We start from the raw sequence: 26,168 nt of genomic DNA, 5'->3' as shown, positions 1-26,168 counted from the left end.
GAGCCCGGCATGAACGCCCCCCGCAAATCGCGCACCTTTAAATCCGGTAATTCTGTCGCCCTCCGATTGCCAAAGTCACTGGGCATCGAGGCCGGCGTCGAGATGACCGTGCGCGAGGAGAAGGGCCGGTTCATCGTCGAGCCAGTCGCTGCCGAACCGCGCAAGATCGACCTGACCGGGATCGCTGGATCGATCCCGTGGCTCAAGCCGCTCACCTCCGAAGATCGCGAATTCGAAGAGCGCGAACTCGATTGGGAGGGAAAGTTACTCAAGCGTGAGTAACGCCCGATTTCTCCTCGATTCCAACATGTTCATCTATACGCTTCGCGATGCGGAGAGTGTGGTCGCGCGGCGCATCGGATCGATGCCAGCTGAACTGCTGGTAACCTCCAGTATCGTGATGGCCGAGGTGTTGCGCGGTATCCCGCGATCCGAAAGCGCCGCGCTTACGTCGGCGGAGCGCCTGTTCGCCCTCATCCCGCCGCTGCCGTTCGACCGCGCGGCGGCCGAAAAATATGTCACCCTGCCGTTCAAGCGCAGTCGTTTCGACCGTTTGATCGCGGCGCAGACCCTCGCGCTCGGTTTGACGCTCGTTACCAATAATGAGCGCGATTTTGCCGATATCGATGAGCTCAAGGTCGAGAACTGGACGATATGACCTTCGCCGCTACCGTCCTGACGCTCTACCCCGAGATGTTTCCCGGTCCGCTCGGCGTGTCGCTGGCGGGGCGGGCACTGGGCGAAGGGAAATGGTCGCTCGATGCAGTCAATATCCGGGACTTTGCGATCGACAAGCACCGGACCGTGGACGACACGCCGGCAGGCGGCGGCGCCGGGATGGTGCTGCGGGCGGATGTGCTCGCCGCTGCGATCGACAGTGTTGCGGACGACCGGCCCGTGCTGGCGATGACGCCGCGGGGTGCCCCGCTTACGCAGGAGCGTGTCCGGGCGCTGGCGAACGGTCCTGGCGTCATCATTCTCTGCGGCCGGTTCGAGGGTTTCGACGAGCGGATCTTCGAGGGCCGGCGGGTCGAAGAGGTATCGATCGGCGACTATATCCTTTCCGGCGGAGAGATGGGCGCGCTGGTGGTGCTCGACGCTTGCATTCGGCTGCTGCCCGGCGTAATGGGCGCGGCTTCCAGCGGTGTGGACGAGAGCTTCGAAACGGGGCTGCTCGAATACCCGCAATATACCCGACCTGTTGACTGGGAAGGGCGCACGATCCCCGAAGTGCTGCGATCGGGGGATCATGCGAGGATCTCGGCATGGCGAAAGCACATGGCCGAGACCGATACACGGCTAAGGCGGCCGGACCTTTGGGAGCGCCATGAGGGTGCTCGGGTCAGGTCGCCCTCTGGTGCGCAGCGACAGACGAAGGACGAATGAGATGAATCTCATCCAGACGATCGAAGCCGAGAACATCGCCAAGTTCCTGGCGAACAAGAAGATCCCGGAATTCCGCCCCGGCGACACGCTGAAGGTTGGCGTGAAGGTCGTGGAAGGCGAGCGCACCCGCGTTCAGAACTACGAAGGCGTGTGCATCGCGCGTTCGAACAAGGGCATGGGCTCCAACTTCACCGTGCGGAAGATTTCGTTCGGTGAGGGCGTCGAGCGCGTCTTCCCGCTCTATTCGCCGAACATCGATTCGATCGAAGTCGTCCGCAAGGGCGCCGTACGTCGCGCGAAGCTCTATTATCTGCGTGGCCGCACCGGCAAGTCGGCGCGTATCGCCGAGCGCCGCGACACTCGTCCGGCCAAGGCAACCGCCGCCGAGTAATCGGCCAGGCGATTTCGCTGAAGTTTCGAACAGGGCGCGGAGACAATGGTCTCCGCGCCCTGTTTCGTTGTGCCGGAACTGTCCGACACCTCCGTTCGTCCCGAGAAGCCGTCGAGCCTGTCGAGGACACTCGCGACGGGCGTGTCGAGGGCAGGCGTTTCGCGCCCCACCCGTACCTCGATACGGGCCCTCGATACGGGTGCGCCTACCCGGTCCCTACCTGGCACGAACGGAAATAGGGGGACGGATATTGTGCCCCAACCGCTCCGGGCGGCCACGCCGCCCGCGCGCGTTGAATCAGGCGTAGCTGACGATCTCATACTCGATCCGGTCATGGTCGAAGAAATAGAAGCGGCGGCCAGGCTCGTAGTCGCCATGCGCGAAGGGTTCGAGCCCGGCGGCGATCACGCGGCGTTCGATCTCATCCAGGTCATCGACCACGATGGCGACATGGTTGAACGGCTCTCCCTTCTGGAAATCATCCCGGACGGGCGTGCTGGCGGGCGGCGTGTAGAGCGCGATGTAGAAGCGATCGTCGCCGGCATGGATGGTGCGGCCGCCGTCGCGGGCCGGGCCCATCCAGCGAACCTTCCAGCCGAACAGGTCGAGCAACAACCTGGCCGAGCGCTCGGGTTCGCGGACCGTGAGATTGACGTGCTCGATGAAGGGAGATGGCATGATGTCGTCCTTTATATTGACCGTCATGCACCGCCTGATGCAACCTCAACCTAAGTTGAGGTCAAGCATTATTTGGAGTGTCGGATGGAGCGCGGGAACGAGCTGCTGGCGATCGGCGAACTGGCGGCACGAACCGGGCTGTCGGTATCGGCGATCCGCTTCTACGAGGCGAAGGGGCTGGTTCAGGCGCTGCGCACCGGAGGCGGGCAGCGTCGTTTCCTGCGATCGGATATTCGCCGGCTTGTCCTTCGCGCTGATCGCGCAGCAGTTGGGCTTCTCGATCCAGCAGATCGCGGCAGAGCTCGACAAGCTCCCCCAGGGCCGCACGCCAAGCGCAAGCGACTGGCGGCAGATCAGCGGCAGATTCAAAATCGCGATCGAGGCGCGGATCGCCGCATTGCAACAGACGCGCGACGTGCTCAACGGGTGCATCGGCTGCGGGTGCCTCTCGCTGAAGAAATGCGCTGTACAATCGGGACGACCGGGCGGGCCTGTCGGGAACCGGGCCACGCGTCGCGCTGGGTTTGCCCGACTGAGTCGTAGATTCATAAAAGCGGCTTGTCCGCTACCGCCCCAATTATGGACATAGAAATTGACGGCGCCGACGTCACAATTTGGCTAATCTACCCTGCCGGTCCAAGTCCCACCGGGCGCGGCGAGCTCGCATCCGCACGCCCAGAGAAGCAGGGAGCTGCAAACCAAGGGTAACTATGCCGAGCGCCTTGGATTCCGGGGTATCGCCCCGTGGCAGGCAAGTGCTCCCAGCGCCAGAATGCACGCGAAAGCGAAGACATCGCCTATGCGGTTATAGATCGTGCGTCCGCGCTCGATCGGTACCGCAACCATCACGACTTGCGCCGCCCCCATGGTCGCCTGCATCGCCAGCGCCCGGCCATAGCGGTCGAACGCCGCCGTCACGCCGTCGAACGTCGGCCGCACCAGCGCATAGCCGTTCTCGATCGCGCGCAGCCGGATCATCCGCATCGTATGGGCATAGGTCACTTCGGGCCAGTCCCAGCTCGGCTCCAGCATCAGATCCGCATCGACCCGCGCCAGCGCGGGAAAATCGCCGTCGAAGCAGATCAGGTTCGACACGCGGCCGAATGGCGTCTGCACGACCGGCACCGCATTGGCGAAGGGCGCGACCGGCTCCATCCCCGGCACCGGATGGTTCTTGCGATAATGCCACGCCAGCGCGCCGTCCGGGCCGAACAGGAAGGTCTCGTTGCGCTGACGGGCGATGCCGACCGCCGCGTTGACATAGACCCGCTCATCCCGCGCCACGCGCGCGATCTGCGCCAGCAGCGCCGGTTTGTCGGCCGCGGTCGTCGGCGCGGCCGTCTCCGACCAGGCGATCAGCTGCGCCCCGGCCCGCGCCGCTCTGCGCGTGTCGTCGAGCAACTGCCGCACCACCACTGCCTGTGCCGCCTGCTTGGGCCTCCCGGCATCGGCCGACAGCAGATCGTCCGACGCAAGTCGCGCGGCCTTGTTCGGGATCACCGCCGCGACCGTCGCCGTCTGCACCGGCCCAACCGGCGCGAGCGCGAGGCGCGCCTGCCCGGCCGCGAGCACCAGCGCGAGCGTTCCCCCAAACACCGCGCCATATCGCACGGCCGTCCGCGGCGTCTCGATCGCCCGGTTGGCCACCGTCGCCGCCCAGCCGATTAGGAAGGCGATCGCATAAGGCCCGGTGATCGCCGTCACCTGCAGCAGCGCAAGATTCTCGCCCTGCGTGATCGCCCGCATCCCCAGCGCCGTGCCGACCGGCAGCACCGACCCCGCGCCATATTCCACCGCAACCATCGCTACCGGCAGCAAAAATAATCGCCCCATCGTCGACAGCCGCGCGCCCAGCGTCCGGTCGAGAATCACGGGCAGGGCAAAGGCGATGCTCACTGCCCCGCACAGTGTCGCCGTCAGCGGATTGAGCGGGATCGCATTGAGCAGGAAATAGGCGAGGTTCTGAACCAGCGAAGCCGCGAGCAGCCCGGTGATCGCGACCGCCACCCCGCTGGTCCTGCTGAAGCGCAGCAGCAGTACCGGTGCAACCCATGCGGCGAGCGCAATGTCCCACCCGCCCCCGCATGCGAACACCGAAAGCCCGGCCCCGCCCGCCAGCCACATCCACCGCGTCCTGCCCTCGCCCGTCATGCGCCGATCCCCGCCTTGCTCTCGTCTGGGCAAGGCGATAGACCTTCGACCTTGGTTGAAGGTCAAGCGACGAAATGCAGATCGGCGAACTGGCACGCGCGACAGGATTGTCCCGCTCGCGCATCCGCTTCTACGAGGCGCGCGGCATCCTGCCGCCGCCCACGCGTCGCGACAACGGCTATCGCGACTATCCGCCCGCGACCGTCGCGGCGCTCACCTTCATCGATCGCGGCCAGGCGATGGGCTTCACGCTCGCCGAACTCAGCGCCGCGATTACCGCCAGCCCCAACGATCTGCCCGCCGGGGTGGAGTTGCTGGACGGTCTCCGCCGCAAGCACGCCGAACTCAGGCAGCTGATCAAGGAGGCCTCGGCCAAACGTCGGCAGGTCGGCGCGTTGATCGAGGAACTGGCGCGCTGCGTCCCCGCGTCAGCCGAGCGCGTCGAGTAAAGCCTGGCGCGCCAGATCCTCTGGCTGCCCGAACAGGCGGAGCATCGCCGCCACTTCCCCCGCGCCTGCACGAACAGCCGCGCCGCGCCAGGTTCAAGAAGGGCATTGAGATCAGCGGGAGCCATGTGGAGCATGGAAGCACTCACTGCCGGGAAAGGGCAATGTCTGCTTCCCACCCAATGTCGGCCGTTCAGCCTTTATGCGAAAGCGGTCGTTTATGAGTTCGCGGCCTCGTATCCGAAAACCACCGCCCATGCGTTCGAGGCAGCGCACGCGGTTGTGGTTTCGGCGACGTTCAGGGAGCGCGCGCTACTGCCGCGACGGCAGCGAGGGGTTGCCGTTCAAGACAGATGACGCGGAGGGACGCAATCGTGCCGAGATCATATGCGGGGTATATCTGCACCCTGGCTGTCGCGTCCGTGGCTGCGCCTCCCGTAGTCGCCGAAGACTATAAGCCGGTAAGCTGCGCCGCGCGGCAGGATTATCAGGGCCAGCCGCTTCACGCCGCCATCGATCCGACGCTTGCCGGGACGATTCCCGACGCGCCGTTGCCGCCTGCCGTCGCCGCGGATCTCGACCGCAGCTTTGCGGCAATGCGCAATGCGGCGAAGCCCGAGGCGATGGGGATCGCCGTTGGCCGGATCGGCGAGGGCATGTGGTCGCATAGCGAGGGACCGATGGGAAAGCAGCGCCTGTGGTGGGCAAGCGCCGGCAAGACCTTCGTCGCCGTCGTCGTGTTGCAACTGGTGGAGGAGGGGAAGCTCTCGCTCGATGACAGGGCCTCGCGCTGGATCAAGGATGTGCCGAACGGCGATTCCGTCACCGTCCGCGACCTGCTGGCGCACAGCAGCGGGTTGTTCAGCGCGAACGAGGATCTGCGCGTCCATGCACGACCCCATTATCTGGCACCCGACGAGACGCTGGCGATCCTCCGCCGGCATGGCGCGATGTTCTGCCCGGGGGCGAACTGGCGCTATTCGAACAGCGGCTATGATCTGCTGGCGGTGATCGTCGGGGCAGTCGACGGGCGCCCGCTGGCCGAGGCGATCGAGGCGCGGATCGTGCGGCCGCTCGGCCTGTCGTCGGTCATGGCGGTGCGGCCGGGCCAGGCAGTGCCCGATGTGGCGCCGCCGGTGACGGCGAAGGGCGCCGCGACCGATTTCTCCATCGTCGGGGCAGGCGGGCCGATCGTCGGCACCCCCGCCGACATGGTCAGGTTCTGGAGCGCGTTGCTGGGAGGCAAGCTGCTTCGCCCTGCCACGGTGACGGGCATGTTCGAACGGCTCTATCCGATGTTCGACCCGGGGACTTTCTACGGACTCGGCGCGATGGTGCTCGAGGTCGGTGACGGTGGCCGGCAGGATCTGTGGCTTGGCCATGCAGGCGGAGCGCCCGGCGCGAACGCGATGCTGGCATATTCGCCCACCGACCGGGCAATCGTCGCCGTCGCCTTGACCGGCGACGCCCCGGCCGCGGCGGTGGCCAACGGGGTGTTCAAGGCGCTCAGGCAGATGCCCGCCGACAAGGTTCGATGACGTAAGGCCCGGTGAAGCGGCTTGCGTCAGGGAGGAAACTACCAAAGGATCGGCGGAGCTTTCGAAAGACCCTGTGATGACCGTCCAACGCTGCGGCTGGGCCGAGAATGATGCGCAGATGCGCGCCTATCATGACGAGGAATGGGGCGTGCCCGTCCGTGACAGTCGGGCGCTGTGGGAGAAGCTGATGCTCGACGGGTTCCAGGCGGGACTCGCCTGGATCACCATCCTGCGCAAGCGCGACGCATTCCGGGAGATGTTCGAGGGGTTCGATCCCGAGATTGTGGCGCGGTTCGGCGAGGCTGAGGTGGTGCGCCTGCTCGGCGATGCCCGGATCATCCGGTCGCGCGCTAAGATCGAGGCGACGATCGGCAATGCCCGGGCTTATCTTACGATGCGTGATGCGGGCGAGGATTTCTCCGCCTTTGTTTGGGGCATGGCGGGCGGCAAGCCGATTATCGGGGATGGCGTGACCCTGCCCGCGAAGACGCCCTTGTCGGAGGAGATATCGGCGGCGCTGAAGAAGCGGGGGTTCAAGTTCGTCGGGCCGGTGATCGTCTATGCGTGGATGCAGGCGACGGGCATCGTTGATGATCATGCAGCAGGCTGCTTCCGGCGGACAGGGTAGGATCGCGGCGCAAGGGCTTCGCTGCGCTGCTCGCTCATCCCTTTACCATTGCCGTACCCCGCAATAAGCGAGGGTATTCGCCCGCATTTGCCGGGCTTTAGCGTAGCGGGACTGGAGATGGACGATGCCGAGAACCTGGCTGCTGGCGGGCGTGATGCTCGCTGCACTGGTGACACCTGTCATGGCCGCTGAGCCGGGCACGGCGCCGGTCGCGGCAGTGAGTGCCGATACGGCGGCGAAGCTTTCCCTCGAACGCCTGTTCTCCAGCCCGGACCTCGCCGGCGCGCAGCCGCGCGTGCTGAAGCTTTCGCCTGACGGGACGTTGCTCACCTCGCTCAGGCCGAGGCCCGACGAGAAGGACCGGCTCGACCTGTGGGCGCTCGACACCAGGACCGGCGAGGAGCGGATGCTGGTCGATTCACGGAAAGTCGGCAGCGGCGCCGAACTGTCGGAGGCCGAGAAGATGCAGCGCGAGCGGGCGCGTATCGGCGGTTCGAAGGGCATCGTGAGTTATGGCTGGGCGCCCGACGGCAAGTCGATCCTGGTGCCGCTGGACGGCGACCTGTATCTGGCGACGCTTGACGGCCAGGTCTCGCGCCTGACCAACATCCCCGATGGCGTGCTGAACCCGGTGGTCAGCCCAAAGGGCGGCTTTGTCAGCTTCGTGCGGGGCCAGAATCTGTACGTCCAGCCGCTGGGCGGCAAGGGCGAGGCAAGGCAGGTCACGACGACGGGTGCCGGCACGGTTCATTGGGGCGAGGCCGAGTTCGTCGCTCAGGAGGAAATGCACCGTACTACCGGCTATTGGTGGTCGCCGACCGACGCGCGCGTCGCGGTCGAGCGGTTCGATGAGGCGCCGGTGGGCATCGTCACGCGCGCGGCGATCGGCGCCGACGGCACCAAGGTGTACAATCAGCGCTATCCCGCCGCCGGCACGCCGAACGTGCTGGTCGAGCTGTATGTGATGAATGCCGACGGCACCGGCCAGGTGAAGGTGGACCTTGGCAGCAACCCCGACATCTATCTCGCCCGCGTCGACTGGACGCCCGACGGCAAGACCTTGCTGGTCCAGCGCGAGAGCCGCGACCAGAAAAGCCTGGACATGCTCAAGGTCGACCCCGCGACGGGCAGGAGCAGCGTGCTCTTCACCGAGAAATCGGGCGAGCGGAGCTGGATCAACCTTTCCGATGCGTATCGCTCGATGCGGGACGGCAGCCTGATCTGGCGGTCGGAACGCGATGGCTATGGCCATCTCTATCGCTTTGCCGACGGCAAATGGACTCAGCTCACCAAAGGAGAGTGGGCCGTCGAGGACCTGAACGGGGTGGACGAGGCGAAGGGCCGGATCTTCTTCACCGGGAACAAGGACGGCGCGCTCGAACAGCATCTCTATTCAGTCGATATCCAGCGGCCGAACGTCATTACCCGGCTGACCGAGCCGGGCTGGTGGAACATGGGGAAGATGGACAAGGCGGCGAGCCGGATCATCGTCACGCGCTCAAGCCCGACCCAGCCGCCGCAGACTTATCTGGCCGATACGAGCGGCAAGCGGATCGCCTGGGTCAATGAGAATGCCTTCGTGCCGGGACATCCCTATTACCCCTATCTCGGCAATCACCAGGCCAGGACCTTCGGCAGCTTCAAGGCGGCTGACGGCACGACTTTGTGGTACGAGATGATCACGCCGGTGCTTGAGCCGGGCAGGAAATATCCGGTGTTCTTCGAACATTATGGCGGCCCGAGCAGCCAGCAGGTCACGCGCGCCTGGCAGAATCCGCTGGCGCAATATGTCGTGTCGCGCGGCTATATCTATTTCCGGATCGACAATCGCGGCTCGACCCATCGTGGCAAGGCGTTCGAGGACCATATCTATCGCGCGATGGGCGGCGTCGAGGTCGAGGACCAGCTGACCGCGGCGACATGGGTCAAGGCCCAGCCGTTCGTCGATCCGGCGAAGATCGCGATCTATGGCTGGTCCTATGGCGGTTACATGACGCTGAAGATGCTCGAGGCGAACCCGGGCGTCTATGCGGCCGGCATCTCCGGTGCGCCGGTGACCAAGTGGGAATTGTACGACACCCACTATACCGAGCGCTACATGGGCGATCCGAAGAAGGACGCGGCGGCCTATGTCAGGTCCGATGCGATCGATGACGCAGCGAAGATCAGGGACCCGTTGCTGCTGATCCACGGCATGGCTGACGACAACGTCGTGCTCGACAATTCGACGGCGTTCGCCGCGAAGATGCAGGCGGAGAATGTGCCGTTCGAAATGATGTTCTATCCCGGCAAGACCCACAGCGCGGGCAAGAGCGTCCATGTCTGGACGACGATCTTCGATTTCCTCGACGAGAAATTGGGGAAATAAGCGAAGGGCTGCGTTGACCGGGGAGGGTCCAAGGGAGAATCCCCGCCCCGGCCAACGAGGACGACAGCGATTATTCGCCAAAGGCACGGAGAGCTTGAGCATCCCGCGACCGCTGTCATCAAGGCTATTCGACTGGCGGCATTAATTGGCGGCCGGAACTTTATTGCAAGGGGAGTCCGAACCATTTTCGCTGCGATCGCGTAAATGAGTTGTATCCTGCAGAATATGGACGGACATTGGATTGATGTCGGCGGCGTAATGATGTTCCCGCGACGATTGCTTGCCGATGTTGGTGGCCGAACGGAAGGGAAATGTCCTGACGGGCAAGAGTGGCTCGTGCCTGGGACACAAAAACTCGCTTCCATTCGCCATCGCTGCGCCTAAATGGCGATGCCCGCCGCATGGGCGCAATTTATGGAAAGATGGATATGGGGTACCGGGTAGTAGTCGCAGGCGCGACGGGGAATGTCGGACGCGAGATGCTCAACATCCTGGCGGAGCGCGAGTTTCCGGCGGACGAGATCGCCGTCGTCGCATCGTCGCGGTCGCAGGGCGATATGGTCGACTATGGCGAAACCGGTAAACAGCTGAAGATTCAGAACATCGAGCATTTCGATCCCACCGGCTGGGACATGGCGCTGTTCGCGATCGGATCCGAGGCGACCAAGATTCATGCGCCCCGCTTTGCCGCGGCCGGCTGCACCGTGATCGACAATTCGTCGCTCTACCGCATGGACCCGGACGTGCCGCTGATCGTGCCGGAGGTGAACCCCGAGGCGATCAACGGGTACACCAAGAAGAACATCATCGCGAACCCGAACTGCTCGACCGCCCAGATGGTCGTCGCGCTGAAGCCGCTGCATGACGTGGCGCGGATCAAGCGTGTCGTCGTCGCGACCTATCAGTCGGTGTCCGGCGCGGGCAAGGCGGGCATGGACGAACTGTTCGAGCAGAGCCGCAACATCTTCGTCGGCGATCCGGCCGAGCCGAAGAAGTTCACCAAGCAGATCGCGTTCAACGTGATCCCGCACATCGACAGCTTCCTGGACGACGGATCGACCAAGGAAGAGTGGAAGATGGTGGTCGAGACCAAGAAGATCCTCGATCCGAAGATCAAGGTCCACGCCACCTGCGTTCGTGTTCCCGTTTTTGTCGGGCATAGCGAGGCGATCAATATCGAGTTCGAGGACGAAATCTCGGCCGAGCAGGCGCAGAAGATCCTGCGCGAGGCGCCGGGCGTGATGCTCGTCGACAAGCGCGAGGATGGCGGATACGTCACGCCGATCGAGTGCGTCGGCGAATATGCGACCTATATCAGCCGAGTCCGCGAGGACCCGACGGTCGAGAACGGCCTGGCGCTGTGGTGCGTTTCCGACAATCTGCGGAAGGGCGCTGCGCTGAACGCGGTGCAGATCGCCGAACTGCTCGGACGGCGGCACCTGCAAAAGGCGGCGTGAGGCAATGATCGAGGGCGGCTGCCGCTGTGGCGCGTGTCGGTACACGCTGGCCATGGAGCAGCTGCCCCCGGTCTATTGCTGCCACTGCCTCGATTGCCAGACCTGGTCGGGCAGCGCCTTCACCGAGCAGGGCGTGGTGCGCGAGGATTCGATCGCCGCGACCGGGCCGATCGTCGACTATCGCTTCACCAGCCCGAGCGGATCGCAATCGCACCAGCGTCTCTGCGGAACCTGTCATACGCGTCTGTGGAACACCAACAGCGCGCGGCCCGGCATCGCCGTGGTGCGCGCCGGGACGTTCGACGCGAGCCATATGATCGAGCCACGGCTGCATATCTGGACGAGTCGCAAACAGCCCTGGCTGGTGCTGCCCGAGGGAATCCCGGTCTTTGGCGAGAATGCGCCCCCGGCCGAGTTCGCCGCGATCCTGATGCGCTGAGCTATTCAGCGACGACCGCTTCGACCTTGCCCTTGGGTTTCCTGAGCAGCAGCACCAGCGGCACGACGAGGATCGAGATCCACGCCATCAGGTAGAAATCGTCGATATAGGCGATCATCGCGGCCTGCTTGTTGATCATGCCGTCGGCGAAGCCGAATACGCTGTCCGACAGGGAGCCGAACCGGTCGATCGAGCTGAGATCGATCGCCGGGATCGTCTGCGAGGTCACATGGCTGGCGAGATCGGCATGGCTGGTCTGGATGTTGCGCGCCAGCAGCACCGTGACCATCGAGATGCCGGCCGACTGGCCGATGCTGCGCATCAGGTTGAGCAGGCTGGCGCCGTCAGTGCGATAATGATGGCTGAGCGTCGCGAAGGCGAGCGAGTTCAGCGGCATGAACACCAGGCCCATGCCGAGCCCCTGCACGAAGCCGCTGGTGATCACCGGCCAGAAATCCATCTCCAGCGTCCAGGCCGCCATCTGGCGGAGCGAGAAGGCGAAGATGATCAGCCCGACGGTGATCAGGATTCGGGTGTCGATCTTGCCCATCATCCGCCCGGCGAACCACATGGTCATGAGCACGCCAACGCCGCGCGGCGCCATCATTAGTCCGGTATCGACCACCGGATAGCCGAACAATTGCTGAAGCATCGGCGGCAGCAGGGCCATGGGCGCCATGGTCGAGATGCCGATCACGATCATGAAGATCATGCCCATCACCAAGTTGCGGTTGGTGAACAGGACGCGTTCGAACAGCGGCTTCTCTGCGGTCGCGAGATGGACGACGCCCATCCACAGCGCCGCCGCGGCGATCATCGCCTCGATGATGATCTCCCAGCTCGAGAACCAGTCTTCCTGCTGGCCGCGGTCGAGCATGAGCTGGAAGCTGGCGACCGCGATGGAGATCATCGCGAAGCCGGTGAGGTCGAAGGACCGCGTGCGCCTCGGCCGGGAGGGCAGCAGGAACCACAGGATGGCAAAGGTGAGAGCGCCGACCGGCACGTTGACGTAGAATACCCAGCGCCAGTTGTAGCTTTCGGTCAGCCAGCCGCCGATCACCGGGCCCATGATCGGCCCTACCATCACGCCCATGCCCCAGACCGACATGGCCTTGGCGGCGTCTTCCGGACGGTTGATGTCGAGCATCGCCGTTTGTGACAACGGGCCGATAAAGGCAGCGGTCACGCCCTGGAAGATACGGAAAGCGACCATCTCCTCCAGGCTGACGGCGGTGCCGCACAGCATCGACGCGATGATGAAGCCGCCGACGGCGAACAGGAAGAGATTGCGCGAGCCGAACCGGTCGGCGAGCCAGCCGGTCGCCGGGATCGCGATCGCGGAGGCGACGATATAGCTGGTCAGCACCCAGGTGACCGTGTCCATCGTCGCGCCGAGGCTGGTCTGCATGTGCGGCAGCGCGACGTTGGCAATGGTGGTGTCGAGGATCTGCATGATCATCGCCCCCATGATGCCGATGGTCAGCAGGCCCCGGTTCTTGACCGGCAGCGACGCCTGGCCGGGAACCGGATCAGGCACAATTGTTCTTCGTGTCGATCGAGATGTTGGTGCTGAGGCCAGCGATCATCGGACGCGCGGGCGTGCCGTCGATCGCGATGCGGACGGGCACCCGCTGCGTGACCTTCACCCAGTTGCCGTTGGCGTTCTGCGCCGGCAGGACCGAGAATTCGGAGCCGGTGCCGGCGCCGATGCTGGCGACATGGCCCTTCACCTTGAGGCCCGGATAGGCGTCGAGCGTGATCTCCGTGCACTGGCCGACGGCCATATGGTTGAGATCGGTCTCCTTGAAGTTCGCCTCGACCCAGGCGGCATGGCTTGCGACGAGGCTCAGCACGGGCACGCCGCTCGGCATGATATTGCCGACCTGGAGACGGCTCGTCTGGCTGACCACGCCGTCCTCCGGCGCGTAGACCGTGGTGCGCGACAGCTCCAGCGCTGCTTTGGCGCGTTGCGCCATCGCTGCCTGGATCGCGGCGGGAAGGCCCGAGGCGCCGCCGCCGCTGCCAACCTGGTTGCGCGCCTTGGCGGCGCTCGCCTCCGCCGTGGCGAGGCGGGCCCTGGCCGCGGACACCTGCTGCGCGGCTGCGTCGAAGCTGGCGCGGGTGGTGAAGCCCTGCTTCATCAGCGCTGCCTGACGATCATAGGTCGCCTGGGCGAGCTTGATATCGGCATTGGCGCTCTGGATGTCGGCATTGGCGCTGCCGGTGTCGGTCGCGAGCGTATCGATCTGAACGCGCGCGGCCGCCAGCGCTGCGTCGGCCTGGGCCAGGGCGATGCGGAAGGGCTCGGGATCGATGCGGAACAGGACATCGCCAGCCTTGATCCGCTGGTTCTCGCGGACATTGACCGCGACGATACGGCCGGTGACGTCGGGGCTGACCGAAACCATGTCCTGCTGGACATAGGCATTGTCGGTCGAGACATAGCGGCCCGAGGTCAGCCAGAAATAACCACCCAGCGCGACCAGCAGCAGGGGCACGCTGAGCATCAGGACGATACGGCCCCAGGAGCGCTTCTTCGCGGGCGGCGCGATAACCTCCTCGATCGGATTGATGGCGATCGTCTCGACCTTGCGGTCGATCTTGGGGTCTGCATCAGCCATGGTTGGCCTCGTCACTTTCAGTCGGGGTGGTGAGATTGGTGCGGATGGTGTTGAGCGAGGCCATCAGTTGGTCGCGTTGCGCTTCGTCCAGGCCATAGAGCGCGTTTTCGATCATGCCCTCGGCGAGGCCGCGAAGCTGGTCCAGGATGGGCAGCGCCTTGGGGGTCAGGAAGATCTGCCAGGCGCGGCGATCGGCGGGATCGCGGCGGCGCTCGACCAGACTGGCTTCCTCAAGTCGGTCGATCATGCGGCAGAGCGTGATCGGCTCGACTTCGAGGAGATCGGCCAGGCCACCCTGGTTGATGCCTTCATGGCGCTTGAGCGTGGTGAGCGTTCGCCACTGAGTCCGCGTCACGCCGATGAGGCGCGCACGTTCATCGAAACGGCGGCGCATCAGGCGCGAAACATCGCTAATCATGAAGCCGACCGAGTCACTCATGGGCGCGCATATAATAAGCATGCTTATATAATCCTAGCCCAAGCGGGGTGATTATTTTGCATTGCAACATCCGGGAGGTGGGAAATGCGGGAGGCAATGACCGGTGGATGCCAGTGCGGGCGGGTTCGATACCGGATCCTGATCGACGATCGCGACGCCTATCTCTGTCATTGCCGGATGTGCCAGCGTGCCACCGGCGGCGTGTCGATTGCCTTCAAATATGCGCGCAAGGCTGACGTGACGTGGGAGCGTGCTCCCGAGCGTTACGCCTCTTCGCCGATCGCGGTGCGCGGCTTCTGCGCCGCGTGCGGGACGCCGCTGACCTATGAAGCGCATGACAGCGAGTATCTGGATCTGACGGTCGGCAGCTTCGACGATCCGTCCGGCTTTCGCCCGACCCAGCATTCGGGCGCGGAGAGCTGGCACGAAGCGTGGCTTGACACGACCGGCCTGCCCGCCGAACGGACTGACCAGAACTACCGCCTTGTGCAACGCTGGATGGACGCCATTGGCAAATTCCCCGATTGAGCCCGACTATTTCGAAAGCTTCGACGGCGCGCGGATCGCGTGGCGGGAGATGGGAGAGGGGCGGCCGGTCGTGCTGCTCCACGGCTTCTTCTCGGACGCCTTTACCAACTGGATCCGCTACGGCCATGCGGAGAAGATCGCCGCCAGGGGTTTCCGGGTGATCATGCCCGACCTGCGCGCGCACGGATCGAGCGCGAAGCCGCACGATGCGGCGAGCTATCCGCCGGACGTGCTGGCGCAGGACCAGTTCGCGCTGATCGCGCATCTTGGTCTCACTGACTATGATCTGGGCGGCTATTCGCTCGGCGCGCGCACGACGGTGCGGATGCTGATGAAGGGGGCGGCGCCCGGGAAGGTCGTGCTGTCGGGGATGGGCCTGTCCGGCCTGGTCGGCACGGCGCGGCGCGGCGACCATTTCCGGCATATCCTGACCAATCTCGGCAAGCACGAACGCGGCACGCCGGCCTGGCTGGCCGAGGCGTTCCTGAAGACGACCAAGGGCGACCCGGTCGCGCTGCTCAGGATCATCGACACCTTCGTCAATACGGATCAGGCCGATGTCGTGGCGATCGGGGAGCCGGTGCTCGTCCTGACGGGCGACGAGGACAACGACAATGGATCGGCGGCGGAACTGGCGGCGGTGTTGCCCAATGCCATTTTACGAACGACTCCGGGTGGCCATATGAGCGCGGTGACGAAGCCCGAGCTCGGGCAGGAGATCGCCGACTTCCTCGCCGCTTGACCGCGACGCGGGGGCGGCACAATTTGCGGCATCACCCGATATATCGAGGACTCGCCGCATGATCCGTTCCGGAATTTCGACCCTTGCCCTGATCCTGTCGCTCGCCGCGACGCCGGCGCTCGCCCAGAGCCCGAAGAAAACCGCCGCTGCCCAGTCGAAGGTCACCGCCGCCGACGCCGATGCTTTTGTCGAGCGGACGGAGAAGGCGCTTGCCGACTTCTCCGTGACGGCGAACCAGGTCGGCTGGGTCAACGCGACCTATATCACCGACGATACCGACGCGATCGCTGCGCGCGCCAACGCGCAGCAGACCGAAATGCAGGTCAATGCGGCGCTTGAGGCAGCAAAATACGACAAGGTCGCAGGCCTTTCTCCTGATACCAGGCGCAAGCTGAACCTGCTGCGCAACGCCATCACCCTGCCGGCGCCGACGCGTGCCGGCGCGGCCGACACGCTGTCGACGCTGGTGACCCGCATGTCGTCCGGCTATGGCAAGGGCAGGGGAACACTCGACGGCAAGCCGATCAACGGCAGCGACATCGAGGCGGCGATGGGTACCGAGCGCGATCCGGCCAAGCTCAAGGAGATGTGGGTCAGCTGGCACGACAATGTCGGCGCGCCGATGCGCGGCGACTACGAGCGGATGGTCTCGATCGCGAACGAGGGCGCTCAGGGGCTCGGCTACAAGGATACGGGCGCGTTGTGGCGTTCCGGCTACGACATGGATCCGGCGGCTTTCGCGGGGATGACCGACACGCTGTGGAAGCAGGTGGAGCCGCTCTACCAGTCGCTCCACACCTATGTCCGCTGGAAGCTCAACGAGAAATATGGCGATGCCGTCCAGTCGAAGACCGGGCCGATCCGCGCCGACCTGCTCGGCAATATGTGGGCGCAGGAATGGGGCAACATCTATGATCTGGTCGCTCCCAAGGGGGCCGGCGATCTCGGCTTCGACACGGGCGAACTGCTCAAGGAAAAAGGCTATGATCCGCTGAAGATGGTGAAGACCGGCGAGGGATTCTATTCGTCGCTCGGCTTTGCGCCGCTGCCCGAGACTTTCTGGGCGCGGTCGCAGATCACCAAGCCGGCCGACCGCGAAGTGATCTGCCACGCGTCGGCATGGGATATCGACAACAAGGACGATATCCGCATCAAGATGTGCACCAAGGTGAATGGCGACGATTTCGTCACTATCCATCACGAGCTCGGGCATAATTATTACCAGCGTGCCTATAACAAGCAGCCCTTTCTCTATCTGAACGGCGCGAACGACGGCTTCCATGAGGCGATCGGCGATTTCGTCGCGCTGTCGATCACGCCCGATTATCTCGTCAAGATCGGGTTGCTTGACCAGGCGAAGGTACCGAGCGCCGACAAGGATATCGGCCTGTTGCTGAAGCAGGCGATGGACAAGGTGGCGTTCCTGCCGTTCGGCCTGCTGATCGACAAATGGCGCTGGGGCGTGTTCTCCGGATCGATCAAGCCCGAAGGCTATGAGGCGTCCTGGAACGCCTTGCGGTTGCAGTATCAGGGCATCGTGCCGCCGGTGGCGCGCGACGAGACGAAGTTCGATCCGGGCGCGAAATACCATGTGCCGGCAAGCGTCCCGTACACCCGCTATTTCCTCGCGCGGGTGCTGCAGTTCCAGTTCTACAAGGCGGCGTGCGACCAGTCCGGCTGGAAGGGGCCGCTCCATCGCTGCTCCTTCTACGGCAACAAGGAAGTCGGCGCGAAGCTCGACGCGATGCTGAAGCTCGGCCAGTCCAAGCCTTGGCCGGACGCGCTTGAAGCATTCACCGGATCGCGCGAGATGTCGGGCCAGGCGATGGTCGAATATTTCGCGCCGCTCAAGGCGTGGCTCGACGAGCAGAACAAGGGCAAGCCGACCGGCTGGTGAGTTGTGAGCTTCCTCCCTCTCCCGGCGGGAGAGGGAGGAGCGTAGCGACCGGAGGGTGAGGCTGATGCCTGTGATCGTCCCCGCGCTGGTCGCCTTCATCCGTCCCTTATTCTCCCGAAGGGAGGAGTTTCAGGCGCGAGTGCGGGTAGGAATCGTTCCTTCGTCAGCGATCCCAGCCTCGAACGAAGCCGAGGAATCAGTGCCGTCCGCCTGATGCGCACTGTCACGGTGCAGCAGCGTGTCGAAGTCGACCGGGAGCCTGTCGCGGAAAGCGTAGAGCGCGGCGGTCGCGGCGGCGCCGACCGCGGCGACGCCGCCGACGATCGCAGCGGTACCCCAACGCGATGTCGATTTGCCAGCGAACGTACCGTTCTTGGCGCGCACGGGTGCCTTGCGCGCGGCAGGCTTGCGAGCGGCCGCGGGCTTGCGGGGGGCGGTCGGCTTCTTTGCGGCGGTGGCCATCACATGCTCCTCAGGAAATAGTGAGCAGCCGTAACGCACGAAACGCGCAGGGTTTCCTCGGGCCGGTCCACATCAAGCCCATATCAGCCTGCAAAGCGCGATTCCCTGGGCTTCGGTGCTCAAGCGCCTTGAGTACGCTGCGCCGCCCCAGCTTACCGGAAGGGCGGCTCGTTGAAGGCGCGCAGCTTGCGCGAATGAAGCTTGGCGCCTTCGCGCCGTAGTTCCTCGCATGCCTCGATGCCGATGCGCATATGCTCGCTGATCGCGCGTTCGTAGAAGCGATTGGCTTGGCCCGGCAGCTTGAGCTCGCCGTGAAGCGGCTTGTCGGATACGCAGAGCAGGGTGCCATAGGGTACGCGGAAGCGATAGCCCTGTGCCGCGATGGTCGCGGATTCCATGTCGATCCCGACCGCGCGCGACAACGAGAAGCGCAGCGCCGACCGGGAATAGCGCAATTCCCAGTTGCGATCGTCGGTCGTGACGATCGTGCCGGTGCGAAGGCGACGCTTCAGTTCTTCTCCCGACTGGCCTGAGACCGTTTCAGCGGCGCGGGCGAGCGCGAGCTGGACTTCGGCGATGGCCGGGACCGGGATCTCCGGCGGCAGGACATCGTCGAGCACATGATCGTCGCGGAGATAGGCATGGGCCAGCACATAGTCGCCGATCCGCTGGCTGGGGCGCAGGCCGCCGCAATGGCCGATCATCATCCATGCCTCGGGCCGGACGACCGCGAGGTGATCGGTGATCGTCTTCGCGTTGGACGGCCCCACGCCGATATTGACCAGGGTGATGCCGGTGCGATCGTCAGCCATCAGATGATAGGCCGGCATCTGGTGACGGCGCCAGGCGCTGCTGTCAGCCAGCATTGCCTCGACATCGTCGCCGGCGCGCATCAATGTGCCGCCTGCACCGGAAACGCCGGTGAAACGGCTCGGCTTCCCATTTTCGTCAGGTCCGAGCTGCGCGCAGGCCCAGCGGACGAATTCGTCGACATAGCGGTGATAGTTTGTGAACAGCACGTAGCGCTGGACATGCTCCGGCGGGGTGCCGGTATAGTGGCGCAGACGCGCGAGCGAGAAATCGGTGCGCAATCCATCGAACAAAGCGAGCGGGCGGGTGCCGTCCGCATCGATATAGAGACCGTCGGCGATCTCGTCGCCGATATAGGCGAGCTCGGTGGCCGGGAAATGGCGCGCGAGATCGAGCGCCGAAACCTCGTCCAGGCTCATCGCGTGGCCGGCGTCCAGGACATAGGGAAAGGGGATTTCCTGCCGGCCGGGCACAGCCTCGACCACAACGTCATAATCCTCGATCAGCAGGGTAAGCTGCTCGGTCAGATAGTCGGCGAAGATCGCCGGCTTGGTGACGCTGATGCGATATTCGCCTGGCGTGACAAGGCGACCGAAGGAGCGGAGCGGCGTGGGGCGATCCTCGCCGCCGTGATAGCGCAACCGGATTTCGGGATAGGCGAAGCTGCCGTCGTGGCGGGCATCGGGTGAGGGGACAGCGCCGTCAGTGAGATAGGCGGTAAGGGCCGCTTGCAGCCGCTCGACCGATGCACGGTAGAGCGTATCGAGCTGGGCGACGATATCGGAGGCAGTCGTCATCCTCCGTGGCTAAAGCACGCACATGACTCTGGCAAGTCAGCGGCAGGCCGGCAGCAATCGCGGAAAAGAAACAGGGCGCCGTGGCGGCGCCCTGCCCGGAAATGTCAGGATCAATCGTCCTCGCGCAGCTTGCTGATGCCATAGGCGGCGCCAGCGACGGCAGCGGTGGCGCCCGCTGCGATAGCGGCCGCCGCCGCAGGGTGTTCCTTTACCGCCTCGACAGTCGACTCTACCGCGGATTCGATGGCGTCCTGGGCGCGTTCGAAGAATGATTTCTCCTCAGCTGCGGCGCGCGTGTTGGTTTCGTCGGTCATTGCATACCTCCTTGGTCATCGCTGGCCCGGGGAAACGCCAGGGACAACCCGCGAGTTCCCGGCGGGGAGACGGATCGTTGCCCGTCCGCGCCCCGCCGAGTTGCGACCCGAGTCTCGTACCTCAGAGTTCGTTTAACATATGCTCCGCCGACGAGACATTGAATTCACCCGGGGCCTCGACGTTGAGCTGCTCGACGACGCCGTCATTGACGACCATCGAGTAGCGCTGACCACGCTTGCCGAGGCCGAACTTGGAACCGTCCATCGTCAGGCCGACCGCTTCGGCAAAGGTGCCGTTGCCATCGGCGAGCATGGTCACCGCATCGGCGTCGTTCGCCTTGCTCCAGGCGCCCATCACGAACGGATCGTTGACGGCGGTGCAGGCGATCTCGTCGATGCCCTTGGCCTTCAGGTCTTCGGCCTTGTCGAGATAGCCGGGCAGGTGCTTCGCCGAGCAGGTCGGCGTGAAGGCGCCAGGTACCGAGAACAGCGCGACCTTGCGGCCCGCGAAATAATCGTCCGAGCTGATCTGTTCCGGGCCGCTGGCTGTCGCCTTGACGAGAGTGGTGCTGGGCAGCCGATCGCCGACGCTGATGGTCATGTTGGAATCCTCCTGGAGCCGCCTGGGGCGCGCATTGTTGCCGTAGATGCCGCGGACTGCGGCCTGATCGATCGCAGCGAAGCCGCGATTGCGCTTACCTCGTGCAGACGGGGGCGGATTTCAAGCGTGGCGAGCGCCGATGGCTGGGTTATGATGCGGCTGATGGACAAAGCGACGAATCTTACCGGGCAGCTCCTGCTCGCGATGCCAGGCATCGGCGATCCGCGCTTCGAACGCGCGGTGATCGCCATCTGCGCGCATGATCCCAAGGGCGCGATCGGGATCGGGATCGGCCAGACGATTCGCGGGCTCGGCCTGCACGAGGTGCTGGCGCAATTCGGCATCGAGCCGGGCGTTGCGCCGAACGCGCCCGTCCATTCGGGCGGGCCAGTCGAACAGCGCCGCGGTTTCGTGCTGCATTCCGGCGACTGGAGCGGGCTGGACACGATCGACGTCGCCGGGCGCTGGGCCCTGTCGGGCACGATCGACGCGCTGAAGGCGATCGCGGACGGATCCGGGCCGAGCCGGTGGCTGGTCGCGCTTGGCTATGCCGGCTGGGGCGAGGGGCAGCTCGACGAAGAACTGACCCGACATGGCTGGTTCAACGTGACGGGAAATATCGAACTGCTCTACGATACCGATGCGGCGACGCGCTGGGAGCTGGGCTTCGCCGAGGCGGGGATCGACCCGCGCTTGTTGGCGAACAGCACCGGGACGGCCTGATCCCTCGGCCAACCGCGCGCGCAGTGACTCAAGTGACTCAATCGCGACTCAACATATAAAGACATCTTTATATTTGATTTGGCGGCGCTCCCGCCCTATGTGGCGCGCATCCATTCGCCTATCCGGAGACACTACGTGGCCACCGCACTTGCCGACCGCGCTCAAGACTATGTCATCGCAGACATCGGCCTCGCCGATTTCGGCCGCAAGGAAATCAACATCGCCGAGACCGAGATGCCCGGCCTCATGTCGCTCCGCGAGGAGTTCGGCGCGTCGCAGCCCCTGAAGGGCGCGCGCATCACCGGATCACTGCACATGACGATCCAGACCGCGGTGCTGATCGAGACGCTGACCGCGCTCGGCGCCGACGTCCGCTGGGCGACCTGCAACATCTTCTCGACCCAGGACCATGCCGCGGCGGCGATCGCCGCGACCGGCGTGCCGGTGTTCGCCGTGAAGGGCGAGAGCCTGGCCGATTATTGGGACTATGTCGGCGACATCTTCAACTGGGGCGCCGACACTGACGGCACCACCGCCAACATCATCCTCGATGACGGCGGCGACGCGACGATGTTCGCGCTGTGGGGCGCCAAGATCGAGGCTGGCCACACCCTGGGCGAGCCGGAGAATGAAGAGGAAGTCGAGTTCCAGCGCGCGCTGAAGGCATTCCTCGCCAAGTATCCGGGCTATCTGACCGAGACGGTCAAGAACCTGAAGGGCGTTTCGGAAGAGACGACCACCGGCGTTCACCGCCTGTACGAGATCGCCAAGAAGGGCGAACTGCCGTTCCCGGCGATCAACGTGAACGACAGCGTGACCAAGTCGAAGTTCGACAACCTCTACGGCTGCAAGGAATCGCTGGTCGACGCGATCCGTCGTGCCACCGACGTGATGCTGGCCGGCAAGGTCGCCACCGTCGCCGGCTTCGGTGACGTCGGCAAGGGCTCGGCCCAGTCGCTCCGCAACGGCGGCGCGCGCGTTCTCGTGACCGAAGTCGATCCGATCTGCGCGCTGCAGGCGGCGATGGAGGGCTTCGAGGTCGTGACGATGGAAGAAGCGGTCACGCGTTCCGACATCTTCGTGACGGCGACCGGCAATGCCGACGTCATCACCGCCGATCACATGAAGGCGATGAAGCCGATGTCGATCGTGTGCAACATCGGCCATTTCGACAGCGAGATCCAGATCGCCGCGCTGAGCAACTATGACTGGACCGAAGTGAAGCCGGGCACCGACCTGGTGAAATTCCCGGACGGCAAGCAGATCATCGTGCTCGCCAAGGGCCGCCTGGTGAACCTGGGCTGCGCGACCGGCCACCCGTCCTTCGTGATGTCGTCGTCCTTCACCAACCAGACGCTCGCCCAGATCGAGCTGTGGACGGCCGGCGAGAAGTACAAGAACGACGTCTATGTCCTGCCGAAGCATCTCGACGAGAAGGTCGCGGCGCTTCACCTGGAGAAGCTTGGCGTGAAGCTGTCCAAGCTGACCGATAAGCAGGCAAGCTATATCGGCGTGCCGGTCGAGGGTCCGTTCAAGCCGGACCATTATCGTTACTGATCGTTGATCGAAAAAACCATGTCCAGCCGGCCGTCGCGACCAACGTCGCGGCGGCCGGTGCCGTTAAGGCTTCCCGCGAGGCGCAGGACTGGCTTATGGATCGGGCATGAGTGACGGGATGGCGCGGTGATCGGACTTTCGGCCAGCGCTGCGGCAATTGCCGGATGCGTTCTTGCAGTGTTCGTCATTGCGGCGGCATGGCTGCTGTATCTCGGGCTTCGCGCGCGTCGCGACGCCGCGGCAACGCTGGCGGCCAATGCGCGGCTTGAAGCGCTGATCGGCTCAGCGCCGGCACTGGCGATGATCGTGCGGGCTGACGGCCGGCTCGAACTGCCCGATCGTCTGGCCGACTGGCTGGGGATATCGCCGCCGCCGCGATATCTCGATGATCTGGCCGGGCGCGACGGTGGGCTGACCGCCGAGGATTCGCGCGCGATCGCGGACGATGTCGCCGCGGCGCAGAAGGCGGGGCGGCCGTTCGCACGGGCGATCCGGGCGCGTGGATCATCCCGGGCGCTGATGATCAGGGGAACACGGGCGCCCCGCGACCTGCAGGCGCCGGGCGGTGTCGTCCTGTGGGTCTTCGACGCAACCGAGAGCGAGGCGGAGATCGCACGGCTCGGCGAGGAGGGGGCCGAAGCGCTGGCGGCATTCGATGCGCTGACCGGCCTGATCGAGGCGGCGCCGTTGCCGATGTGGTATCGCGGCCCCGACCTGCGGCTGGCGATGGTCAATTCCGCCTATGTCGATGCGGTCGAGGCACCCGATGCCGCCGACGTGATCCGGCGCGGCGTTGAACTGGTCGAGGGATCGGGCGTCGGCGGGCCGCTGGCGAGCGCGGTCATCGCGCGCGACACGGGCAAGCCGCAGATGCAGACGATGCCGGCGACGATCCGCACCATGCGGCGGATGCTGCGCGTCTATGACGTGCCGTTGCCGACCGGCGGTGTTGCCGGCTTCGCGGTGGATATCGAAGACCTGGAACAGGCGCGCAGCGGCATCAAGCGCTTCGGCGATGCGCAGCGCGCGATGCTCGACCGGCTCTCCGCCGGAGTCGTGCAGTTCGCCCCGGACCGGACGCTCGCCTTCTGCAACCAGCCCTTCCGCAGACTGTTCGCGATGAAGAGCGAATGGCTCGCTGATCGGCCTGAATTCGATCGCGTGCTCGAACGGATGCGCGAGGCCAACCGCCTGCCCGAGGTGCGCGACTTTCCGGGCTGGAAGGCGGAGCGGCGCGACTGGTTCCTCGAGGCGAGCGGCGCGATCGAGGAGCAATGGCATCTGCCGGGTGGCGTGCATCTTCGCGTCGTCGCGCAGCCCTTGCCGGACGGCGGGCTGTTGCTGATCTTCGAGGATCGTACCGAACAGGTCCAGCTCGCCAGCGCGCGCGACACGCTGCTGCGGGTGCGGACGGCGACGTTCGACAATCTCTATGAGGCGCTGGGCGTGTTCGCGGCTGATGGGCGGCTGCAGTTGTGGAACAACAAGTTCCGCGCGCTGTGGGGGTTCGATGAGGCGTTCCTGACGGGCCATCCGGGCGTCGACACGCTGGCCGACGCGGCCGCGCGGCAGCTTGCCAAGCCGGCGCGGGCATCGCTGATCGGCGATCTGGTGCGCGCGGCGACGGTGGAGCGACAGCAGCGCGGCGGGGAGCTTGAATTCGCCGACGGGCGCTTCTTCGAACTGGCGGCGGTGCCGCTGCCCGACGGCAACGGGCTGTTCACGATGCTCGACATCTCCGACAGTCGCCGGATCGAACGCGCGCTGCGTGACCGCAACGAGGCGCTCGAGGCAGCCGACCGGATCAAGACCGCGTTCGTCGCCAATATGAGTTATGAATTGCGCACGCCGATCACCTCCATCAGCGGCTTCGCCGAGATGCTGGCCGAGGGCTATGCCGGCAAGCTGAGCAAGGACGCGCACGGCTATGTCGGGGCGATCCTGGAATCGGTCGAGCGGCTTGGCTTCTTCGTCGACGAAGTGCTCGATCTTACGCAGAATGAGGGTCGTACGCCCGCACTGGAAATGCTCGAGGTCGATCTCGATGTGGTGGCGCGCGAGGCGGCCGAGACGATTCGGCCGCTCACCGCCCGCAAGAAGCTGGATTTCGCGGTAGAGATATTGCCCTCGACCGGCGGCATGAAGGGGGACGCCAAGCGGCTGCGGCAGGTGATCGAGCATCTGTTGCGCCATGCGGTGAGTGGGGCCGAGGAAGGCGGGCGAATCCTGCTCCATGTCGACGGGACCGCGGCCGCGGCGCGGATCGTTGTGTCGGACGACGGCGCTGGCATGACTCCGCAGGCCGTGGCGCATGCGTTCGACCGCTTCGCGGAGCCCGGCGTGACTCGCGGAGGCGAACGGTCGCTCGGACTTGGCCTGCCGCTCGCCAAGCAGTTCGTCGAGGCGCATGGCGGCACGATCGAGCTGGTGTCCGAACCGGGCGAGGGAACCCTCATCACCGTCAGGCTGCGGCGGCGTTAGAGCAAGCAGTCCGAAATCGGAATCGTGCTGCTTGCTCCAGATATTTGTTGTCGCATCGTGGGAAGCTGGAAACCGGTATCCACTTTTCAGCACGATGGCCAAGCTTGTATGTGCATGGTTATGCGCATATTATATGCGCATAATCTGGAGGCTGTTGATGACGCGATCCACCGTTCGTGACGCGAAGGTGCCGTTCAGGCGGCCGACTAATATCTCGCTCGATTCCACGATGATCGAGGATGCCAAGGAATTGGGCATCAATATCTCGCGCGCCTGCGAAGAGGGGCTGGCGAAGCAGATCTCCGAGGAGCGCGGGCGACGCTGGAAGGAAGAGAATCGCGAGGCGACCGCCGAATGGAACGCCTATGTCGCAGAGCATGGGTTGCCACTTGAGCGCTTCCGTCAATTCTGATGGCGCGCTTCGATGTCTATCGACCGAAAGATAGTGACGAATTGCTGCTCGATTGCCAGGCGGATGTGCTTGACGAACTGGACAGTCGTTTTGTCGTGCCCTTGTTGCCGGCATCCATGTTCCACAAGACGTTCGCCCGGCTGAATCCGACCTTCGAGGTAGAGGGGCGGAGCGTGATCATGGCGACTCAGTCGGCCGCCACCATCCCAGTCCGATTGATCGGTCAACGTGTCACGTCGCTGGTGGAGGAGCAGTCTACCATCATGAACGCCATCGACATGCTCCTGACCGGCTATTGAGAT

At 64.7% G+C, this 26,168-nt stretch carries 28 protein-coding genes and 1 pseudogene; 20 read left to right on the top strand and 9 right to left on the bottom strand.

The genetic code is table 11. The annotated features are described in order from the left end of the window. Positions 1 to 9: 9 nt before the first annotated feature. Genes NDN01_RS09540 through rplS form a run of 4 tightly spaced genes read left to right on the top strand, consistent with a single transcriptional unit; the run spans position 10 to position 1,777 of the window. Positions 10 to 282 carry an AbrB/MazE/SpoVT family DNA-binding domain-containing protein gene (locus tag NDN01_RS09540; protein ID WP_272627155.1) on the top strand — a complete coding sequence of 91 codons (273 nt, stop codon included), beginning with the start codon at positions 10 to 12 and terminating at the stop codon, positions 280 to 282. Next, a complete protein-coding gene (locus tag NDN01_RS09535; protein WP_272627154.1) occupies positions 275 to 658 on the top strand; it encodes a type II toxin-antitoxin system VapC family toxin in 384 nt (127 codons plus the stop codon). Before NDN01_RS09540 ends, NDN01_RS09535 begins: the two co-directional genes overlap by 8 nt. Further along, entirely contained in the window at positions 655 to 1,386 is a 732-nt protein-coding gene (trmD, locus tag NDN01_RS09530; RefSeq protein WP_272627153.1) for a tRNA (guanosine(37)-N1)-methyltransferase TrmD, read from the top strand. The genes NDN01_RS09535 and trmD overlap by 4 nt, the downstream gene beginning before the upstream one ends. A gap of 1 nt (position 1,387) precedes the next feature. Then, a complete protein-coding gene (gene rplS, locus NDN01_RS09525; RefSeq protein ID WP_272627152.1) occupies positions 1,388 to 1,777 on the top strand; it encodes a 50S ribosomal protein L19 in 390 nt (129 codons plus the stop codon). Positions 1,778 to 2,074: 297 nt separating this feature from the next. On the opposite strand, the gene NDN01_RS09520 is transcribed toward rplS, so the two are convergent. After that, the gene (locus tag NDN01_RS09520; protein ID WP_272627151.1) at positions 2,075 to 2,455 is read right to left on the bottom strand and encodes a VOC family protein; all 381 of its coding nucleotides are present in this window, start codon (positions 2,453 to 2,455) and stop codon (positions 2,075 to 2,077) included. 84 nt (positions 2,456 to 2,539) lie between these two features. Between NDN01_RS09520 and NDN01_RS25880 the strand changes: the two are divergent. Both NDN01_RS25880 and NDN01_RS25875 read left to right on the top strand, forming a co-directional pair. After that, positions 2,540 to 2,638, top strand: a pseudogene (locus NDN01_RS25880) (MerR family DNA-binding transcriptional regulator); the annotation flags it as partial. A 58-nt stretch (positions 2,639 to 2,696) separates the two neighbouring features. Further along, complete coding sequence (locus tag NDN01_RS25875) at positions 2,697 to 3,044, top strand: MerR family DNA-binding protein (protein ID WP_336298363.1); 348 nt, start codon at positions 2,697 to 2,699, stop codon at positions 3,042 to 3,044. 119 nt (positions 3,045 to 3,163) lie between these two features. On the opposite strand, the gene NDN01_RS09510 is transcribed toward NDN01_RS25875, so the two are convergent. Further along, complete coding sequence (locus NDN01_RS09510) at positions 3,164 to 4,606, bottom strand: nitrilase-related carbon-nitrogen hydrolase (RefSeq protein ID WP_272627150.1); 1,443 nt, start codon at positions 4,604 to 4,606, stop codon at positions 3,164 to 3,166. Between the two features lie 74 nt (positions 4,607 to 4,680). On the opposite strand from NDN01_RS09510, the gene NDN01_RS09505 reads away from it, so the two are divergent. From NDN01_RS09505 to NDN01_RS09480, 6 genes are all read left to right on the top strand, one after another. Further along, entirely contained in the window at positions 4,681 to 5,055 is a 375-nt protein-coding gene (locus NDN01_RS09505) for a MerR family transcriptional regulator (protein WP_272627149.1), read from the top strand. Positions 5,056 to 5,474: 419 nt separating this feature from the next. Beyond that, positions 5,475 to 6,590: a serine hydrolase domain-containing protein gene (locus NDN01_RS09500; RefSeq protein WP_272627148.1), complete on the top strand. Its 1,116-nt coding sequence runs from the start codon at positions 5,475 to 5,477 to the stop codon at positions 6,588 to 6,590. A 76-nt stretch (positions 6,591 to 6,666) separates the two neighbouring features. Continuing rightward, positions 6,667 to 7,218, top strand: a complete 552-nt coding sequence (locus NDN01_RS09495; RefSeq protein ID WP_272627147.1) for a DNA-3-methyladenine glycosylase I — start codon at positions 6,667 to 6,669, stop codon at positions 7,216 to 7,218. Between the two features lie 124 nt (positions 7,219 to 7,342). Beyond that, a complete protein-coding gene (locus NDN01_RS09490; RefSeq protein WP_272627146.1) occupies positions 7,343 to 9,586 on the top strand; it encodes a S9 family peptidase in 2,244 nt (747 codons plus the stop codon). Positions 9,587 to 10,014: 428 nt separating this feature from the next. Further along, complete coding sequence (locus tag NDN01_RS09485) at positions 10,015 to 11,043, top strand: aspartate-semialdehyde dehydrogenase (RefSeq protein ID WP_272628138.1); 1,029 nt, start codon at positions 10,015 to 10,017, stop codon at positions 11,041 to 11,043. A 52-nt stretch (positions 11,044 to 11,095) separates the two neighbouring features. Then, positions 11,096 to 11,482, top strand: coding sequence for a GFA family protein (locus NDN01_RS09480; protein WP_272627145.1), 387 nt, complete (start codon positions 11,096 to 11,098; stop codon positions 11,480 to 11,482). A 1-nt stretch (position 11,483) separates the two neighbouring features. Here NDN01_RS09480 and NDN01_RS09475 read toward each other — a convergent pair whose 3' ends face one another. The 3 genes from NDN01_RS09475 to NDN01_RS09465 are packed head-to-tail and all read right to left on the bottom strand — an operon-like array spanning position 11,484 to position 14,542. Beyond that, entirely contained in the window at positions 11,484 to 13,019 is a 1,536-nt protein-coding gene (locus tag NDN01_RS09475) for a DHA2 family efflux MFS transporter permease subunit (protein ID WP_272627144.1), read from the bottom strand. Then, positions 13,012 to 14,103, bottom strand: a complete 1,092-nt coding sequence (locus NDN01_RS09470; RefSeq protein ID WP_272627143.1) for an HlyD family secretion protein — start codon at positions 14,101 to 14,103, stop codon at positions 13,012 to 13,014. The genes NDN01_RS09475 and NDN01_RS09470 overlap by 8 nt, the downstream gene beginning before the upstream one ends. Continuing rightward, a complete protein-coding gene (locus tag NDN01_RS09465) occupies positions 14,096 to 14,542 on the bottom strand; it encodes a MarR family winged helix-turn-helix transcriptional regulator (protein ID WP_272627142.1) in 447 nt (148 codons plus the stop codon). Before NDN01_RS09465 ends, NDN01_RS09470 begins: the two co-directional genes overlap by 8 nt. A gap of 84 nt (positions 14,543 to 14,626) precedes the next feature. Here NDN01_RS09465 and NDN01_RS09460 point away from each other — a divergent pair, with 84 nt between their 5' ends. The 3 genes from NDN01_RS09460 to NDN01_RS09450 are packed head-to-tail and all read left to right on the top strand — an operon-like array spanning position 14,627 to position 17,709. Beyond that, positions 14,627 to 15,070 carry a GFA family protein gene (locus tag NDN01_RS09460; RefSeq protein ID WP_272627141.1) on the top strand — a complete coding sequence of 148 codons (444 nt, stop codon included), beginning with the start codon at positions 14,627 to 14,629 and terminating at the stop codon, positions 15,068 to 15,070. Next, positions 15,051 to 15,812, top strand: coding sequence for an alpha/beta fold hydrolase (locus NDN01_RS09455; protein ID WP_272627140.1), 762 nt, complete (start codon positions 15,051 to 15,053; stop codon positions 15,810 to 15,812). Before NDN01_RS09460 ends, NDN01_RS09455 begins: the two co-directional genes overlap by 20 nt. A 58-nt stretch (positions 15,813 to 15,870) precedes the next feature. Continuing rightward, complete coding sequence (locus NDN01_RS09450; protein WP_272627139.1) at positions 15,871 to 17,709, top strand: M2 family metallopeptidase; 1,839 nt, start codon at positions 15,871 to 15,873, stop codon at positions 17,707 to 17,709. Between the two features lie 129 nt (positions 17,710 to 17,838). On the opposite strand, the gene NDN01_RS09445 is transcribed toward NDN01_RS09450, so the two are convergent. The 4 genes from NDN01_RS09445 to NDN01_RS09430 form a co-directional block, all read right to left on the bottom strand. Further along, a complete protein-coding gene (locus tag NDN01_RS09445; protein WP_272627138.1) occupies positions 17,839 to 18,171 on the bottom strand; it encodes a hypothetical protein in 333 nt (110 codons plus the stop codon). Positions 18,172 to 18,323: 152 nt separating this feature from the next. After that, the gene (locus NDN01_RS09440; RefSeq protein WP_272627137.1) at positions 18,324 to 19,778 is read right to left on the bottom strand and encodes an AMP nucleosidase; all 1,455 of its coding nucleotides are present in this window, start codon (positions 19,776 to 19,778) and stop codon (positions 18,324 to 18,326) included. 110 nt (positions 19,779 to 19,888) lie between these two features. Next, on the bottom strand, positions 19,889 to 20,092 hold the full coding sequence (locus NDN01_RS09435) for a hypothetical protein (RefSeq protein WP_272627136.1): 204 nt from the start codon (positions 20,090 to 20,092) through the stop codon (positions 19,889 to 19,891). A gap of 121 nt (positions 20,093 to 20,213) precedes the next feature. Next, a complete protein-coding gene (locus NDN01_RS09430) occupies positions 20,214 to 20,693 on the bottom strand; it encodes a peroxiredoxin (RefSeq protein ID WP_272627135.1) in 480 nt (159 codons plus the stop codon). A gap of 162 nt (positions 20,694 to 20,855) precedes the next feature. Here NDN01_RS09430 and NDN01_RS09425 point away from each other — a divergent pair, with 162 nt between their 5' ends. The 5 genes from NDN01_RS09425 to NDN01_RS09405 all read left to right on the top strand — a co-directional run bounded on the left by NDN01_RS09425 (position 20,856) and on the right by NDN01_RS09405 (position 26,165). Then, positions 20,856 to 21,416: a YqgE/AlgH family protein gene (locus tag NDN01_RS09425; protein WP_272627134.1), complete on the top strand. Its 561-nt coding sequence runs from the start codon at positions 20,856 to 20,858 to the stop codon at positions 21,414 to 21,416. A 135-nt stretch (positions 21,417 to 21,551) separates the two neighbouring features. After that, positions 21,552 to 22,973: an adenosylhomocysteinase gene (gene ahcY, locus NDN01_RS09420; protein ID WP_272627133.1), complete on the top strand. Its 1,422-nt coding sequence runs from the start codon at positions 21,552 to 21,554 to the stop codon at positions 22,971 to 22,973. 126 nt (positions 22,974 to 23,099) lie between these two features. Continuing rightward, positions 23,100 to 25,454 carry a sensor histidine kinase gene (locus NDN01_RS09415; protein ID WP_272627132.1) on the top strand — a complete coding sequence of 785 codons (2,355 nt, stop codon included), beginning with the start codon at positions 23,100 to 23,102 and terminating at the stop codon, positions 25,452 to 25,454. 157 nt (positions 25,455 to 25,611) lie between these two features. Continuing rightward, positions 25,612 to 25,866 carry a type II toxin-antitoxin system CcdA family antitoxin gene (locus NDN01_RS09410; protein WP_272627131.1) on the top strand — a complete coding sequence of 85 codons (255 nt, stop codon included), beginning with the start codon at positions 25,612 to 25,614 and terminating at the stop codon, positions 25,864 to 25,866. Then, a complete protein-coding gene (locus tag NDN01_RS09405; protein WP_272627130.1) occupies positions 25,866 to 26,165 on the top strand; it encodes a CcdB family protein in 300 nt (99 codons plus the stop codon). The genes NDN01_RS09410 and NDN01_RS09405 overlap by 1 nt, the downstream gene beginning before the upstream one ends. Positions 26,166 to 26,168 lie beyond the last annotated feature (3 nt).

The organism is Sphingomonas sp. QA11 (assembly GCF_028473665.1).
Lineage (GTDB): Bacteria > Pseudomonadota > Alphaproteobacteria > Sphingomonadales > Sphingomonadaceae > Sphingomonas > Sphingomonas phytovorans.
The sequence above is the reverse complement of the archived record's forward strand: the minus strand, read 5'-3'. Positions and strand labels throughout refer to the sequence as shown.